Annotated in this window: 16 protein-coding genes; 8 read left to right on the top strand and 8 right to left on the bottom strand. The window is 71.6% G+C overall.

The features are described 5' to 3' along the window. Positions 1 to 62: 62 nt before the first annotated feature. Positions 63 to 770, bottom strand: coding sequence for a winged helix-turn-helix transcriptional regulator (locus ACX80U_RS01745; protein ID WP_133082384.1), 708 nt, complete (start codon positions 768 to 770; stop codon positions 63 to 65). 185 nt (positions 771 to 955) lie between these two features. On the opposite strand from ACX80U_RS01745, the gene ACX80U_RS01740 reads away from it, so the two are divergent. The 4 genes from ACX80U_RS01740 (at position 956) to ACX80U_RS01725 (ending at position 4103) form a co-directional block, all read left to right on the top strand. Further along, positions 956 to 1702 carry a hypothetical protein gene (locus ACX80U_RS01740; protein WP_459267189.1) on the top strand — a complete coding sequence of 249 codons (747 nt, stop codon included), beginning with the start codon at positions 956 to 958 and terminating at the stop codon, positions 1700 to 1702. Between the two features lie 196 nt (positions 1703 to 1898). Continuing rightward, positions 1899 to 2498 carry a heme-binding beta-barrel domain-containing protein gene (locus ACX80U_RS01735; RefSeq protein ID WP_087076961.1) on the top strand — a complete coding sequence of 200 codons (600 nt, stop codon included), beginning with the start codon at positions 1899 to 1901 and terminating at the stop codon, positions 2496 to 2498. A gap of 91 nt (positions 2499 to 2589) precedes the next feature. Continuing rightward, positions 2590 to 3678 carry a CAF17-like 4Fe-4S cluster assembly/insertion protein YgfZ gene (ygfZ, locus tag ACX80U_RS01730; RefSeq protein ID WP_459267188.1) on the top strand — a complete coding sequence of 363 codons (1089 nt, stop codon included), beginning with the start codon at positions 2590 to 2592 and terminating at the stop codon, positions 3676 to 3678. Beyond that, on the top strand, positions 3675 to 4103 hold the full coding sequence (locus ACX80U_RS01725; RefSeq protein ID WP_133082386.1) for an ankyrin repeat domain-containing protein: 429 nt from the start codon (positions 3675 to 3677) through the stop codon (positions 4101 to 4103). Before ygfZ ends, ACX80U_RS01725 begins: the two co-directional genes overlap by 4 nt. Before the next feature lie 59 nt (positions 4104 to 4162). Here the strand turns inward: ACX80U_RS01725 and ACX80U_RS01720 are convergent, their stop codons facing one another. Continuing rightward, entirely contained in the window at positions 4163 to 4885 is a 723-nt protein-coding gene (locus tag ACX80U_RS01720; protein ID WP_133082387.1) for a GNAT family N-acetyltransferase, read from the bottom strand. A 4-nt stretch (positions 4886 to 4889) separates the two neighbouring features. Next, positions 4890 to 5915 (bottom strand): 6-phosphofructokinase, encoded by a 1026-nt coding sequence (locus ACX80U_RS01715; protein ID WP_459267187.1) that lies wholly within the window; start codon positions 5913 to 5915, stop codon positions 4890 to 4892. Positions 5916 to 6143: 228 nt separating this feature from the next. Between ACX80U_RS01715 and ACX80U_RS01710 the strand changes: the two genes are divergently transcribed. Then, positions 6144 to 7010, top strand: a complete 867-nt coding sequence (locus ACX80U_RS01710; protein ID WP_244185841.1) for a UbiA family prenyltransferase — start codon at positions 6144 to 6146, stop codon at positions 7008 to 7010. Next, a complete protein-coding gene (locus tag ACX80U_RS01705; RefSeq protein ID WP_459267186.1) occupies positions 7007 to 8434 on the top strand; it encodes a phytoene desaturase family protein in 1428 nt (475 codons plus the stop codon). The genes ACX80U_RS01710 and ACX80U_RS01705 overlap by 4 nt, the downstream gene beginning before the upstream one ends. 32 nt (positions 8435 to 8466) lie before the next feature. Here the strand turns inward: ACX80U_RS01705 and ACX80U_RS01700 are convergent, their stop codons facing one another. The 4 genes from ACX80U_RS01700 to ACX80U_RS01685 all read right to left on the bottom strand — a co-directional run bounded on the left by ACX80U_RS01700 (position 8467) and on the right by ACX80U_RS01685 (position 11552). After that, positions 8467 to 9261, bottom strand: a complete 795-nt coding sequence (locus ACX80U_RS01700) for a carotenoid biosynthesis protein (protein WP_459267185.1) — start codon at positions 9259 to 9261, stop codon at positions 8467 to 8469. 80 nt (positions 9262 to 9341) lie between these two features. Beyond that, positions 9342 to 9584, bottom strand: coding sequence for a PspC domain-containing protein (locus ACX80U_RS01695; RefSeq protein WP_133082391.1), 243 nt, complete (start codon positions 9582 to 9584; stop codon positions 9342 to 9344). 43 nt (positions 9585 to 9627) lie between these two features. After that, positions 9628 to 9876: a hypothetical protein gene (locus ACX80U_RS01690; RefSeq protein WP_133082392.1), complete on the bottom strand. Its 249-nt coding sequence runs from the start codon at positions 9874 to 9876 to the stop codon at positions 9628 to 9630. Then, a complete protein-coding gene (locus ACX80U_RS01685) occupies positions 9873 to 11552 on the bottom strand; it encodes a PspC domain-containing protein (protein WP_459267184.1) in 1680 nt (559 codons plus the stop codon). Before ACX80U_RS01685 ends, ACX80U_RS01690 begins: the two co-directional genes overlap by 4 nt. Positions 11553 to 11676: 124 nt before the next feature. Here ACX80U_RS01685 and ACX80U_RS01680 point away from each other — a divergent pair, with 124 nt between their 5' ends. Together ACX80U_RS01680 and ACX80U_RS01675 are read left to right on the top strand one after the other, a co-directional pair. Further along, complete coding sequence (locus ACX80U_RS01680) at positions 11677 to 13008, top strand: ATP-binding protein (RefSeq protein WP_459267183.1); 1332 nt, start codon at positions 11677 to 11679, stop codon at positions 13006 to 13008. Between the two features lie 144 nt (positions 13009 to 13152). Beyond that, positions 13153 to 13833, top strand: a complete 681-nt coding sequence (locus ACX80U_RS01675) for a LuxR C-terminal-related transcriptional regulator (RefSeq protein WP_459267182.1) — start codon at positions 13153 to 13155, stop codon at positions 13831 to 13833. Positions 13834 to 13858: 25 nt separating this feature from the next. On the opposite strand, the gene ACX80U_RS01670 is transcribed toward ACX80U_RS01675, so the two are convergent. After that, entirely contained in the window at positions 13859 to 15094 is a 1236-nt protein-coding gene (locus tag ACX80U_RS01670; protein ID WP_133082396.1) for an aminotransferase class I/II-fold pyridoxal phosphate-dependent enzyme, read from the bottom strand. Positions 15095 to 15133: the final 39 nt, after the last annotated feature.

Genomic DNA, 15133 nt, shown 5'->3' with positions numbered 1-15133 from the left:
CCGGATACGCGACAAGCCCCCTCCACCCGCGGTGGAGGGGGCTTGTCGCATATCCTGCCGTCTCAGGCGTCCTGGTTGACCGCGCTGCGGTCCTCCGGGAGCCGGGTCAGCGTGAAGCGGTATCCGACGTTCCGGACGGTCCCGATCAGCTGCTCGTGGTCCGATCCCAGCTTCGCCCGCAGGCGCCGCACGTGGACGTCGACGGTGCGAGTGCCCCCGTAGTAGTCGTAACCCCACACCTCGTGGAGGAGCTGGTCCCGGGTGAACACCCGGCCCGGGTGCTGCGCCAGGTACTTCAGGAGCTCGAACTCCTTGTACGTCAGGTTCAGCGGCTCGCCGCCGACCCGCGCCGTGTAGCTCGCCTCGTCGATCACGACACCGGACGCATGGATCTCGGTGCTGGTCTCCTCGCTCGCCGCCGTCGACCGCGCGATCACGAGGCGCAGGCGCGCTTCCACCTCCGCGGGGCCGGCCGAGTCCAGGACGACGTCGTCCGCCAGCCAGTTCGCAGCCACGGCCGCCATGCCACCCTCCGTGAGGACGAGGACGAGGGGCGCGCTCAGGCCCGTGGCCTTCAGGAGCTGGGTGAGCGAGCGGGCTCCCACCAGGTCCTTGCGCGCATCGACCAGGACGACGTCGCACGGCTCGGTCTCCAGGAGCGCCGTGGGCTCGGCCGCGAGGATGTGCACCTTGTGGTTGAGCAGTTCGAGCGCCGGCAGGATGTCGACGGACGAGCCGGTGGTGTTCGTGAGCATCAGGATGTGCGGCATAGGTCCTCCACGGGTCGGGAATGCGCATCATCGGGCAACGGCGCCACCGGTGCAGGGATCCGGAACCGGGGCGGTAGAGATTTCGACAAGTATAGCCGCCGCCCTGTGATCGGGCGCACGTGGGCTCCTGCCCCGCGTCGTCCCGGTTTTCCCACGGGTAGGACCGGTAGGGCAGTATTGCTGGGGTGAAGAGGACGAGTGTGGCCGCAGCGGCCGGTACCGCAGCCGCGGGCATCATCGTCGCCTCCTCGTACATCGCCCTTCCGGTCCTCGCGATCGCCGTCGCAGCAGTCTGCGTCCTGGCTGCGATCGGCTGGCCGTACGTGCTCCGCGTCCCGGCCAGGAAGAGCCAGTCCACGGCCATCGGGCTGAGCGCCCTGCTCGCGGTGATCCTCGCGGCCACGGTGCCGGGGCCGTCCTTCCTGGCCTGGTTCCCCGCCGCGGTGGCCCTCGGGGTCGGTGCGGTCTTCATGATCCAGCTGGTCCGCGGGACCGGCCAGAGCCTTCGCCTTGAATCCACGCTCGGTGCGAGCTCGGGCGTCATCGCCGTGGCGATGGGCGCCGGATGGGTGGCGGCCGACCGCCTCACGGCCAACGCGGCCGACTCCGGCATGACGCTGGTGACCGGGGTCAGCATCCTCGTCGCGATCGCCGTCGCCCTCCTGCCCCTGCCGGACCGGCTCGTGGCGCCCGCCGCCGTCGTCCTCGCTGCGCTCGCGGGACCCCTCGGCGCCCTCCTGTTCACCGATGTCCCCGCGCTCGCCGCCGGCGTGGTGGGGCTCGCCTGCGGAGCCGTCATCGCCGCCACACGCAGGTTGCTGGTGGCCCGCGACGCGCCCCTCGACGTCCTCGCGGCCGTCGCTGCGGGCGTCACCCCCGTGCTCGCCATCGGTTCCGTGGTCTATTTCCTCGACAAACTCTTCCTGTCCTGAGGAAGGCGGGCACGCACATCCGCCCGTCCCGTCCCGTGCGGAGCGGGCGTTAGGATGGAAGCATGTCCATTCTTGCCCTTGAAATCTTCTTCATCTCGCTGCTGGTCGTCGCCGGTCTCGGCATGGCCGGTTTCGCGGCCCTCGTCATCACGCGCCTGTACAAGGGCCAGAAGTAGCCGACCGTCCCGGAGACCCCATGTCGATTGATCTGCCCACCGACCTGACGCCCGAGCTGGTCCCACTGTCGTGGCTCCTCGGAACCTGGGAGGGGACGGGGATGCTCGGCGAGGGCACCGCGGATTCGGAGCGCTTCTCGCAGCGCGTCGTGTTCTCGCAGAACGGCCTGCCCTACCTCCAGTACAGTGCGGAATCGTGGCTCATCGACGAGCAGGGCTCGCAGCTCCGCCCACTGTCCGTGGAGACCGGGTTCTGGGCCCTCGACCGCAAGCTGAACGACGCCGACGTCGGGCCCGGCCTGAGCCCCGCGGACATCGTCCCGGCCCTGAAGACGGCCGACGAGGTGGAGCAGTTCCGCAACGACGCCGGCGGGTTCGACATCACGGCGACGATTGTGCATCCGGGCGGTATCGCCGAGCTGTACTACGGCAGCATCAAGGGACCCCAGATCCAGCTCAGCACCGACCTCGTGATGCGAGGGCAGCACTCCAAGGAGTACACCGCCGCCACCCGCCTGTTCGGCCTGGTGGAGGGGAACCTCTACTGGCGATGGGATGTCGCGGCGGACGGCAACTCCCTGGAGGCGCACGCCTCGGCCATCCTCAAGAAAGCCTCCTGACAGCACGGACCCGGTAGGGCCGGAGCAGCACTGCGGCGAGCCCTCGGGGCGCCCATCAGGAATAGTCCCGCCCGGAAGGCGTTATACCGTCATGACACCCAGCCCCCTCCTGAGCCGTCCCGGCGCCGTCGACGGCGGCGGTGCGGACGCCGGCGTCGCAGCCCACTACGGTGACCCCTTCCGCGAGCAGCGGTCCCTCGCCGACGGCCGGGCCGTCGTCGACCTTTCCCAGCGGGGCGTGGTCACGGTCTCCGGTCCGGACCGGCTCAGCTGGCTCAACACGCTGTCCTCCCAGTTGCTCCTCGGTCTCCAGCCGGGCCGGAGTTCCGAGACCCTGCTCCTGACCGTGCAGGGGCGTATCGAGTACTCGGCGCACGTGGTGGACGACGGCGCCACCACCTGGCTCATCACCGAAGGCGGAGAAGCCGCACCGCTGGCAGCCTGGCTGGAGCGCATGAAGTTCATGCTCCGCGTCGAGGTCGGCGACGCCACCGACGACTGGGCTGTCCTCGGGGCGAGCAGGGCGCTGCCCGAACTGGGGGACGGCGTCGTCGTGTGGGAGGACCCCTGGCCAGCGATCGGCATCGGCGGCTATGCCTACTCGGCCATCGCCGACACCGAGCACCCCGGACGGGAACGGCCCTGGTTCGAATACCTGGTGCCGCGCGAGCGCCTGGAGGAGGTCGTGGCCGCCACGGGTCTCGATCTCGCGGGGTCGCTGGCGGCCGAAGCGCTGCGTATCGCGGCGTGGCGGCCCCGGCCGGGCTTCGAGACGGACGAGAAGACGATCCCGCACGAACTCGACCTCATGCGCACGGCCGTGCACCTCGCGAAGGGCTGCTACAAGGGCCAGGAGACCGTGGCGCGTGTCCACAACCTCGGGCACCCGCCGCGCCGCCTGACGTTCCTCCACCTCGACGGCAGCCAGCACACGCTCCCGGCTCCCGGCAGTGCCGTGCTGAGCGAGGGCCGCACGGTCGGCCGGGTGACCTCCGTGGGCCACCACTACGAGATGGGCCCGATCGCCCTGGCCGTGCTCAAGCGATCGGTCGATGCCTCGGCGGACCTCCTCGTGCAGGACGGCGAGGAGGCCTATGCCGCCGCGCAGGAGGTCATCGTCGCACCGGACGCCGGCCAGGTGGTCGGGCGCGCGACCGGTTTCCTGAGGGCGCCGCGATGAGCGCCGGGGACGACGGGGTTCCGGCAGGTACAGCCACGAACGACGACGACGGCGCAGCCGCTGCGATCGCCCTAGCCCATGCACTGTTCGAGGCCGCCCGCTCCGGCGACAGCGCCACCCTGGTGAGGTACCTGGATGCCGGCGTGCCCTTCACCCTGACCAACACCGCGGGCGACAGCCTCCTCATGCTAGCCGCCTACAGCGGGCACCCGGCCATCGTGCGCGACCTCCTCGGTCGGGGCGCCGACGCCGACCAGGCCAACGACCGCGGACAGACACCCCTGGCAGGCGCGGTCTTCAAGGGGCATACCGAGGTGGTCCGGCTCCTCGTCGCGGCGGGCGCGGATCCCGACGCCGGGACGCCCTCCGCCCGTGCCGCCGCGGAGATGTTCGGGCGGACGGACGTCGTCGAACTGTTCGGCTGATTCCGGCTCACGTCACGCAGGGATGCCGGCATGCCGGATCCACCCCGCAGCGCCGGTCCTCAACCCTCGAGGAGCACCGACGTCTGCGTACCGGCGAAGACGAAGCCCGCACGGCGAGCGGTCCGCTGCGAGGCCGTGTTGTCCGTCCTCGCGCGCCACTGGGGCACCAGGCCCGCGGCCATGGCTTCCTCGATCGCGACGGCGGCGATGCGCCCGCCGTAGCCCCTGCGCCGCTCCTCGGGCGGCGTGAGGACCGCGAGATGCGCGAGGATGCCCTCCCAGATGTCGTAGCCGGCGCCGGACAGGGGAGTGGGCCGGTCCTCCCCGGTCCCGTCCCCCTCAGCGACCAGCACGAACGGATGGTCGACGCCGCCGAGATCGGCCTCCGCGACGTCGTCGGGCGGACACCGCTGCTCGAGCGCACGGACGAGGTCGCGTTCGTCGGAGACGACGGCCGGTGGCCCGTCCAGCTGCGGCAGGGCATCACAGAAGTAGAGCTGGGCCTCGCCGAGCCCGCGGCCGCCGCGCCCATGGCTGAGGGAGAGCAGGGCCGAGGAGCTGCGCAGCTCCGGGGCAGGCAGACCCCGGCCGGCGTCGACCGCCCATCGCGGCCCCCGGAGGACCTCCCGGCCGAACAGCGTCACGAACGAGAGGACGGCGGCATCGTCGTCCACGCTGTACAGGCGGTCGGACCCGCCGTCGCCCAGGGCCCCGTCGTCGAGCCCCAGGAGCCGCGACCAGGCGAGCTGGACGATCGCGATGGTCCCCGGATCGAGTTCCATGGGATCAGCCGAACAGGATGGCGGCTTCTTCGTAGCGGTGCTGCGGAACCCGCTTGAGGTTGCCGAGCGCCGCCTCGAAGCCCACGTGGGCGATCTCCGTGCCGTTGAGCGAGACCATGGTCCCCCAGAGTTCGTCCTTCACGGAGTCCACGGCAGCCATGCCGAGACGGGTGGCGAGGACACGGTCGAACGACGTCGGGACGCCGCCGCGCTGGATGTGGCCGAGGATGGTGGCGCGGGTCTCGATGCCCGTGCGCGACTCGAGCTCGGGTGCGAGCTGGTCGGCGATGCCGCCGAGGCGGGGGCGGCCGAAGGTGTCCAGTCCGCGTTCGGAGTGGGCCTGCTCCATGTGCGAGGGCACGAAGCCCTCCGCGACGACGACGAGGGGCGCGCGGCCTCGGGCGTTGGCGTCGGAGACCCATTCGGCGATCTGCTCGATGCTCGTCTGCTGTTCGGGGATGAGGATGGCGTGGGCACCGGAGGCCATGCCAGCATGCAGGGCGATCCACCCGACATGGCGGCCCATGACCTCGGCGATCATGCAGCGGCTGTGGGACTCACCCGTGGTGCGCAGGCGGTCGATCGCCTCGGTGGCGATCTGCACGGCGGTGTCGAAGCCGAAGGTGTAGTCGGTGGCGTCGAGATCGTTGTCGACCGTCTTGGGAACGCCCACGATCTTGAGGCCGAGGTCCGTCAGCCGCTTCGCGGCGGCCAGCGTGCCCTCGCCGCCGATTGCGATCACCGCGTCGATGCCGAGGCGATCCAGGTTCTCCTTGATGGCCTCCGCGCCGCCCTTGCCCTCGAAGGGGTTGGTGCGCGACGTGCCCAGGATGGTGCCGCCCTGCTTGGAGATACCCCTCACCGCATGGCGGGGGAGGTCGATGACATCGCCCTCGACGACGCCACGCCACCCGTCGCGGAATCCGACGAACTTCTGCTCGTGCACCTTGATGCCCTTGAGCACCGCGCCGCGGATGACGGCGTTCAGTCCGGGGCAGTCGCCGCCGCTGGTGAGGATTCCGATCTTCATGGGGGGTGGGGTTCCTTCGACGAGGTGGATGGTGCATCAGGAGCACGCCATCGGGCCCGCCTATGATTCTAGACACACCAGTGTTGCCGCACCCGTCTGCGTCCTCGAGGTCCGTCGCGGCGGCAGACCGAGGGCCGCCGCGCACCCCGTAGGCTGGGACCATCCGGCGCACGACGGGCTCGAGTCCCGTCGGGTGCGCGCCCAGCCGGTCCGAGGAGGATCCCAGCAGTGCCACAGGCAGGATTTGCGCCAGCGGCGCTGCGCATGGTCTCGATCTCCCGGCCGGTGCTCTGGATCAACACGCTCGGCACCGGTGTCGTCGGCATGTGGCTCACCGGGGTGTTCTGGCAGGAGGAGGCCCTCGCGCTCCTCCTCTGGCTCACGCTGCCGTTCAACCTGCTGATCTACGGCGTCAACGACATCTTCGACCAGGACACCGACGCCCTCAATCCCCGCAAGGGATCGCTCGAGGGAGCCCGGATCCGGGCCTCCGAGGTCCGGGCGATCTGGCTCTCCGTCCTGATCACGAACGTGCCCTTCCTTGCCTGGTTCGCCGTCACCCTGCCGCCTCCGGCGCTCGCGTGGATAGCCGCCTACGCCCTGGTCTTCGTGTTCTACTCCGCACCGCCGCTGCGCTTCAAGGCCCGCCCGTACGTGGACTCGCTCAGCAATGCCGCCTACGCCTTCCCCCTCGTGTTCGTGCCCTACGCCCTGGGCGACGACCCGGTATGGGCCGCCGCCCTCGGCCTCATGGCCTGGAGCGCGGCCAAGCACACCTACGACGCCGTCCAGGACATCGACGAGGACCGCAGCGTGGGCATCACGACGACGGCGGTGCGGCTCGGTGCGCGCGGCGTCGTGGCATGGAGCGGGGCATGGTGGGCGGCATCGACCGTGTGCTTCGCGCTCGTCAACATCCCGGTGGCCGTCGTCAATGCGCTGATCGCCGGCTGGCTGCTGGTCGGTCTCTCCCGGGATCCGCGGCCCGCGACGGGCCACCGGCTGTACCGGTACTCGATCGCCTTCCCCTACGTGGCCGGGACCGTCGCGGGCGTGCAGCTCGTCGTCGCACTGACCCTGGGGCTGTACCCGTGAGCCGCGTCGTCGTCGTCGGCGCGGGGATCGGCGGGCTGGCATCGGCAGCGCTGCTCGGACGCGCAGGGCACAGCGTGACCCTGCTCGAGGCCTCCGACTCCGTGGGCGGCAAGAGCCGCCGCGTGGAGGTCGCGGGGCAACGCATGGACACCGGGCCGTCGCTCCTCACGTTCCCGGGTGTCTGGCAGGAACTCCTGCACAGGCTCGACGACGTCGCGCCGCCCGGGTCCGCCCGGGCGGAGGACGTCGCGGCGCTCCGCCTGGAGCGCCTGCCGGACGTCGGCACGTACTACTACCGGGGCGTCGAAAGCGCCCTGCCCGTCCCCGAGGGGCACCCCTGGCACGAGGCCTGGACGCGTTTCGCCGCGGAGCACGGCATCCTCGGCGGGGACGTCTCACAGCTGCTCACGACGGGGCCGATGGACAAGGCGGCCTACCCGGCCCTGACCCGGCTGGCCGGACTGTACGGCCGCCGCCTCACCACGCGCAGCTACCTCGACAGCCTGCCGTGGCTGCCCGACGGACTGCGCGAGGTCATCGCGATCCACACGCTCAATGCGGGGGTGAGCCCCACCCGTACGCCCGCGCTGTACGCGAGCATGCCTGCCATCATGGCGCACGACGGCGTCTGGATCCCGGAGGGCGGCATCTACGAACTGGTGCTGGCTCTGGAGCGGCTCGCCCTCGACACGGGCGTCGAGATCCGCACGGGGGAGCCCGCGCAGCGCATCGCCCGACGGCGGGTCGTCACGTCCACGGGCACCTACCCGGCCGACGCCGTCGTCAGCGGCCTCGATGCCCACCGGCTGGCCGGCCTGCTGGCAGGCCGGGCACCGCGCACGCCGCGGAAGCTCACCTGTTCCGCCGTGGGGATTTACGCCGTGCTGTCCCGGCCGCTGCCGGAGGGCACGGCACGTCACGGTGTCCTCATGCCGGATGACCCGGCGGCGCTCTACGCGAGCCTCGAGGCCGGGGACGAGCCCGAGCAGACCATGGCGTTCGCCAACTACTATCCCGCGCACGGCGTGTATCCCAACGAGTCGGCGACCCTCGCCCTGCTCCTCACCGCGCCGGCCAACGGCAGGAGATATTCGCTCCAGGATCCCTTCGTGCAGCGTGAACTGGACCGGGCCACGCGCGTGCTGGGCCTTCCGGAGCCGCTCGAGGACTACTTCGACGCGTACGAGATCCTGGATCCGGGCTACTTCGGCGAGCGCGGCTCGGCCGGTGGTGCTCTGTACGGTGCGGTGCACCCGGCGTGGCTGAGCGGACCGTTCCACCTGCCGCCCTACACGGACCCGCTGCGGCCGTGGTTGTGGCGCGTGGGCGCCTCGGTTCATCCGGGCGGTGGACTGCCCGCCGTGCTCGGGGGTGCGATGATGTCCACCCAGAAGCTGCTGAGCCGGCTGGCCGCCACGGCCTGAACGGCGCTTCGGGCCCGTTCGGGTGACACCGTTCAGGAGTGCGGGGCGGCGACCGCGTCCTGCGCGGGAGTGGTGGCGGGTACGAGCTGCAGCCGGCGCCGGACCACCAGGACGATCAGGGCCGCGGCGAGCACTGCGGGGAACATCAGGCCGGAGAAGACGCACACGCCCAGCCACAGGAACATCGAGACGAGCAGGCTGTCGAGCAGCCCCGGCCGCAGGGCGGTCGCGGTCAGGCGGCGCCCGCCGATCCAGGTGACCAGCGCCGAGGCGATCAGCCCGGAGATGAGCCAGCCGCCGTAGTTGGAGAGCGGGACGCCGTAGTACGGGCCGCCGCCGGGCCAGATCCAGAAGCCGAGCGCCACCGCGCCGGGGTCGAGGACGCCGTCGATCACGACGAGCAGGAGGCCTCCGAGGACCGTCCGGCGCAGGGCGCTCCCGCCGGTGGACACGACCGCCACCGCGCCGATCACCAGCGGTACGTAGGAGAGCGGCAGCAGGTACGGGACCAGGCCGAGGATCGTGGGTCCCAGCGGCTCCCCGTAGTAGAACTCGCCGTAGGGGACGCCCGTGGCGACGCCGAACCCCTCGATCAGGTACCCGAAGAGGGACACGGCCACCAGGGCCGCGGTGCCGCGCGCAGCGCCGAACTGCCGCACGAGGGCGATGAACGCAGGCAGCGCGATCAGCAGGTTGAAACCGTAGGACGCGTAGCTCGCGCCCTCCACGTCGGGGAAGCGCACCACGAAGTAGCCGGAGACGAAGAGGAAGGCACAGGAGGCTGCGAGCAGGCGGGGGAAGCGGCGGGCGGTGGGAGTCTTCGGCACGCCAACCATCCTTGCAGGTCCGCAGCAGCGAAGGGGCATCCGCTGCTGCGGATGCCCCTTCCGGTCGTGCTGTCGGATCCCTAGCCGCGCGGGAGGAGCTGCTCCAGGGCGATGGTGCCGTCGGTCTTCGGCAGCAGCAGCCAGAGCACCCCGTAGAGGGGGAGGCCGATGAACGGGAGCAGGAAGCTCAGGAGCATCGCGATCCGGACGTAGCTCACGCGCCAGCCGTACTGCCGGGCGATGCCGGCGGCGATGCCGCCGAGGATGCCGCCGGGTGCGCGTTTGATGGGGGAGGAGCGGAGGAAGCGGTAGAACGACTGCATGGTGTGCCTTTCGGTTCCGGGAGTGTGGCGTGGGGAGGGCTGGTCAGTAGTCGATGGCATCGGGGTGATCCTGCTCATCGGTCGTCGGCCGGGAGCGCAGCGACAGGATCCCGCCGGCCACGAGGGCGAGGCCGACACCGACGAGCAGGCCGAGGGCCACGACCACCGGGTCGATCGACAGGGCGACGAACTGGCCGACCAGGACGAGCCCGGCGACGACGAGGATCACCGCCCCCCACACGATCGTGGCGACGCGTGGCCGGCGTTTCCGCTCGGTGATCGAGGTGCTCATGGTGTCTCTCCTGTCGGGGTGGTGTCGGTCCGGGGGTCGCTGCCGACGGTGTCGGAGGCGGTGCGGATGGTGACGTCGCTCATCGCGCCCCTCACGTCGAGGATCAGGGCGGCGCCGGTGGCGTCGGGGTTCAGCTCGCCGTCGCTCAACCTGAGGACGCCGCCGTCGCTCCGGAACTCGGGCGACGGGGTACCGATGTCCTCGGCGGTGCCCCGGGCATCGGCGCTGCCCAGGGCCATCCGCGTGCGGACCTCGACGGGCACGTCCTCGGGGACGATCACCGTGACGTCGCTGACCAGCGAGTTCACCGGTACCACGACGTCCCGTGTGGGAGCGGGCAGCCCGGTGAGGTCGATCGTGGTCTCCGCTGCCAGGATGCTGAAGCCGTCCGACGCCGCCTGGAGCGACGCCGGGGTGGTCCTGTTCTCCTGTGCCACGACCCAGGCACCGCCGACGACGGTGAAGGAGGACGCGAGCGCGCCGATCGTCGCCAGGGTTGCGACGAGGCCCACGAGGCCTGAACTCCGGCCCCGTGTACCGAGGGCCACGATGCCGAGGGCCAGGACGATCGCGGCAGCTGCCAGTGCCACCACGGCGGAGTTGACGAGGCCGAGGACCCCCACGTAGTCGAGCGCGAGGAGCACCGCCGCGACGGTGATCGCGCCGCCGATGAGGAGTGCGGTGGCGGAGCCGGAGGGCCGCGTGGAGCAGCGTTGCGGCACGGTCGGCGCGGCTCCGCGGAGCAGGTCCGGCTCGAGCGGACGCGATCCGAGGTAGGCGGTCGGGGAGCCCGACCATGCCGCCTGTCCTGGCTGGTAGGGCAGCGGATAGGACAGGGTGGACCCCACCCGGGCATCGGGCTGGTACGGCAGGGGGACGGTGTGGTGGACGTCCTCCCCGAACGGTGCGTCGCCGTGCATCCGCCCGGCGCCCGGTCCGTCGTCGCCCTGCCGTCCCGTGGGAGTGTCGTGCGCTCCGACGGAACCGCCGGCAGCGCGGTCGGCGGGCCCGTCGGCGGAGCTGTCCGACGGCGCATCGGACGGGCCCTGGGAGGGGCCGGTGCCGCCGGGTGCGGGGCCGGTGGACGAGGGTCCGAAGGGCGCCGGCCCGAAGGGAGCCGGCCCGGACGGGTGCGTGGGTCCGTTCCCGGGTGCGGCAGGGCCTCCGCCCGGCAGGTCCGGACGTGCCCGTCCGCCGCCCGACCGGTTCACGATCCAGTAGACGAAGAGGACGACGGCGCCGATCCAGAACAGCGTCCAGAGCAGTCCGCCGCCACCACCGTCACCGAGGAAGGGGAGGTTCGGCCGCCACAGGCCGATCGCCACGAGGGCGGCGGCACCGCTCAGCCCGGACGTCCAGGAGCCCCGACCGGCCTGCTCCACGTGGATCCGCCCGTCGGGCTCGGGGAGCAGGGCCCACGCGAGTCCGTAGAGCAGCACCCCGATCCCCCCGAAGACCGAGAGGATCACGATCAGTCCTCGGACGAGCGCCAGGTCCAGGCCCGTACGGCGTGCCACGCCGCCTGCCACCCCTCCGACCCAGCGGTCGGGTGCCCGGGTGATGTCGAGGCCGCGGAGCCAGCGGAAGAACGACGACGAGGCGGGACGATCCGCCGGATGCGGTGTGGCCGGATTCTGCTTCCAGGACGGCCCGCCTGGTGATGGTGCTGAGGTCATGCCTCCATCCTTCCGCCGGCCGTCGCAGCCGACCATCGGGACCTACCCTGATTGAACCCTGAGTGGGCCCTGATTGTGCTCCGGGAGCACCCCCGAGAGCCCGGCCGCGTGCTTTCATGAGGGTATGAGACCCCCGCTGCTGCGCAGATCCGACGGCGTGATCGCGGGCGTCTGCGCCGGCCTCGCCGTCCATCTCGGGATACCCCGCTCCTGGGTGCGTATCGGCATGGCGGTGCTGACCCTCGCCTCGGGCGCCGGCGTCCTCCTCTATGCCTGGCTCTGGATCTTCGTGCCGACGGCGGCGGATAAGGCCGCCGAGGCGGGGCGGCAGACGGGGCCCGCCGCCTTCATGCACGGGGTCGACGCGAAGATCCTGCACGACGGCGGCGCGCAGGCCGGCCGCGGGGACCAGCGGAACGGCTTCGCGGATCCGGCAGGAGCCGGGACGGGTGGCATCCTCGAACCCGACTCCTGGCGGGAACGGACGGTGCGGGCCGGGCGTCGGGAAGTCCTGTTCGGCACGGCACTGCTGCTCGCCGCGGCCGTCTTCGTGGTGCAGCTGCTCGGGGTGCAGGTCAACTGGGGCTTCCTCGTGCCGATCGCCGTCGTCGCCACGGGCGCCGCCCTGGCGTGGTCGCAGCTGGACGACGTGCGGCGGGCCCGGGTCATGAACCGCGCCGGTGCCGGCCGGGCGGGCGGGGCCCTGCGCCTGCTCGCGGGCATCGTGCTGGTGGTCGCCGGCGTCCTCGTCGCGCTGTCCAGCAGCGGCTCGTGGACCCTGACCATGGCGACCCTCGTGGCGGTCCTCGCCGTCCTCGCGGGTGTCGGCCTGGTCCTCGCTCCCTGGGGGCTGAAGTTCTGGCGCGACCTCGAGACGGAGCGCGCGGCGCGTGCACGCGAGACCGAGCGCGCGGAGATCGCCGCCCACCTGCACGACTCGGTCCTGCAGACGCTCGCCCTCATCCAGAACCGGGCGGATTCCGAGACCGACGTGCTGCGCCTTGCACGGGCCCAGGAACGCGAACTGCGCCAGTGGCTCTTCGCCGATCCGGCGAGGGACCCGGGCAGTCTCGCGGAGCGACTGCGCGCGATGGCCGGCGAGATCGAGGACCTCTACGGTCACCCGGTCGCCGTCGTCGCCGTCGGGGACGCCGCCCTGGGACCCGCAGAGGACGCCCTGGCGCAGGCCGCGCGGGAAGCCATGCTGAACGCGGCGAAGCACGCGGCGGTGGCGGTCTCGGTCTACCTCGAGGCCGGTGCGGATACCGTGGAGGTGTTCGTCCGTGACAGGGGCGACGGATTCGACCCGTCGGCAGTGCCGTCGGACCGCCTCGGCATCCGTGAATCGATCCACAGCAGGATGCTGCGCCACGGCGGCTCGTCGGAACTGCGCAGCGACGGCGATGGCACCGAGGTGCGGCTCCGCCTGCCCAGAACCACGGGGAGCGCCGCCTAGGCCCGGGGCGACCCACCGGGACCGGCCGGAGCGGGACGGCGGCGACGCCGGACGGTGAGGGGCGGGGACGCGAAGGAACGCGAAGGAACGCGCGGGAACGCGAAGGACAGGACCCCGGCAGGACGGCCGGCGAAAGGGACACACGTGGACAGCGAGAACCTCCCCGCGGACGGCGCGGTGCCCGGGACAGTGTCCGTGGTCATCGTCGACGACCACGGCATCTTCCGTTCCGGCCTCCGGGCCGCGCTGGGTCCCTTGGTCCGCGTCCTCGGCGAGGCTGCGACGGTCGAGGAGGCGGAGTCGGTGATCACCGCGACGGGGCCCGACGTCGTCCTCCTGGACGTGCACCTGCCCGGCGGGCGCGGTGGCGGCGGCGCCGAGGTCATCCACCGCTGTGTCACGCGCGGGACGGCCTCGCGGTTCCTCGCCCTCAGCGTCTCGGACTCGGCGGAGGACGTCGTCGCCGTCATCCGCGCGGGTGCCCGCGGCTATGTCACGAAGACCATCTCGGGCCCGGAGATCACCGACGCCGTGCAGCGCATCGCCTCCGGGGACGCCGTGTTCTCCCCGCGCCTGGCCGGCTTCGTCCTCGACGCCTTCGGGACGGCGTCCGTCGCCGTCGACGACGAGCTCGACCGCCTGTCGGCGCGCGAGCTGGAGGTCATGCGGCTCATCGCGCGGGGCTACAGCTACAAGGAGACCGCAAAGGAGCTCTTCATCTCCGTCAAGACCGTCGAGACGCACGTGTCCGCGGTCCTGCGGAAGCTGCAGCTGTCCTCACGGCACGAGCTGACCCGCTGGGCCACGGAGCGCAGGCTGCTCTGAGCCCGGCCGCGGACGGCCGGGACAGCTAGCGTGCGGAGCCGAGGAACTCCTGGAGGCGTCCCACGCCCGTCGCGAGGTCCTCGTCGCCGAGGGCGTAGGACAGGCGCAGGTACCCGCTGGGGCCGAAGGCCTCACCCGGCACGACGGCGACCTCCACCTTCTCCAGGATCAGCGCCGCGAGCTCGGCGGAGGTCGCCGGCGTGACGCCGTCGAAGCTCCGGCCGAGCAGCGCCCGCACATCGGCGTAGGCGTAGAAGGCGCCGTGCGGCGTCGGGCACTCGACGCCGTCGATCTCGTTGAGCGCCGACACCATGGCCCGACGGCGGCGGTCGAACGCCACCTTCATCGCGTCGACAGCCGTCAACGGACCCGACACCGCGGCCAGCGCCGCCATCTGGGGGACGTTCGACACGTTCGACGTCGCGTGCGACTGCAGGTTCGTCGCCGCCTTCACGAGGTCCTTCGGCCCGACCATCCAGCCCACACGCCACCCGGTCATCGCATACGTCTTGGCCACGCCGTTGAGGATGACCACCCGGTCGCCGAGGGAGGGGGCTGCCGTGGCGATCGAGGTGAACGGTACGCCGTCGTACGTCAGGTGCTCGTAGATCTCATCGGTCACCACCCAGAGTCCACGTGCAGCGGCCCATTCGCCGATCTCGCGGACGGCATCGGCGGCGTAGACGGCTCCCGTGGGGTTGGACGGCGAGACGAACAGCAGCACCTTCGTGCGCGGCGTGAGCGCGGCCTCGAGCTGGTCGACGGTCACGAGGTAGCCCTGCTCGGGGCCCGCGAACACCTCGACCGGCACGCCGCCCGCCAGCCGGATGGCCTCGGGGTAGGTGGTCCAGAACGGCGTGGGCACGAGGACCTCGTCCCCGGGATCGAGGAGGGACGCGAAGGATTCGTAGACGGCCTGCTTGCCGCCGTTGGTGACGAGCACCTGCGCGGGGTCCACGGCGTACCCGGAATCGCGCAGGGTCTTCTCGGCGATCGCCTGCTTGAGATCGGGGAGGCCACCGGCGGGGGAGTAGCGATGGAACCTCGGCTGGCGGGCTGCTGCGATCGCTGCCTCGACGATGTAGTCCGGCGTCGGGAAGTCCGGTTCGCCCGCACCGAAACCGATGACGGGCCGGCCGGCCGCCTTGAGGGCCTTCGCCTTCGCGTCCACGGCGAGCGTCGCGGACTCCGCGATGGAATCGATGCGCCGGGAGATCCGGGGGAGGGCTGCGCGGATGGAGTCGTCGGTCGTCGCGTTCATCGGGTCCCGTTCGGTGAGGGTCTTGTGTCGGTTTCCAGC

It is taken from the genome of Arthrobacter sp. TmT3-37 (assembly GCF_054510835.1).
This window is presented reverse-complemented; position numbering and strand designations above follow the sequence as displayed.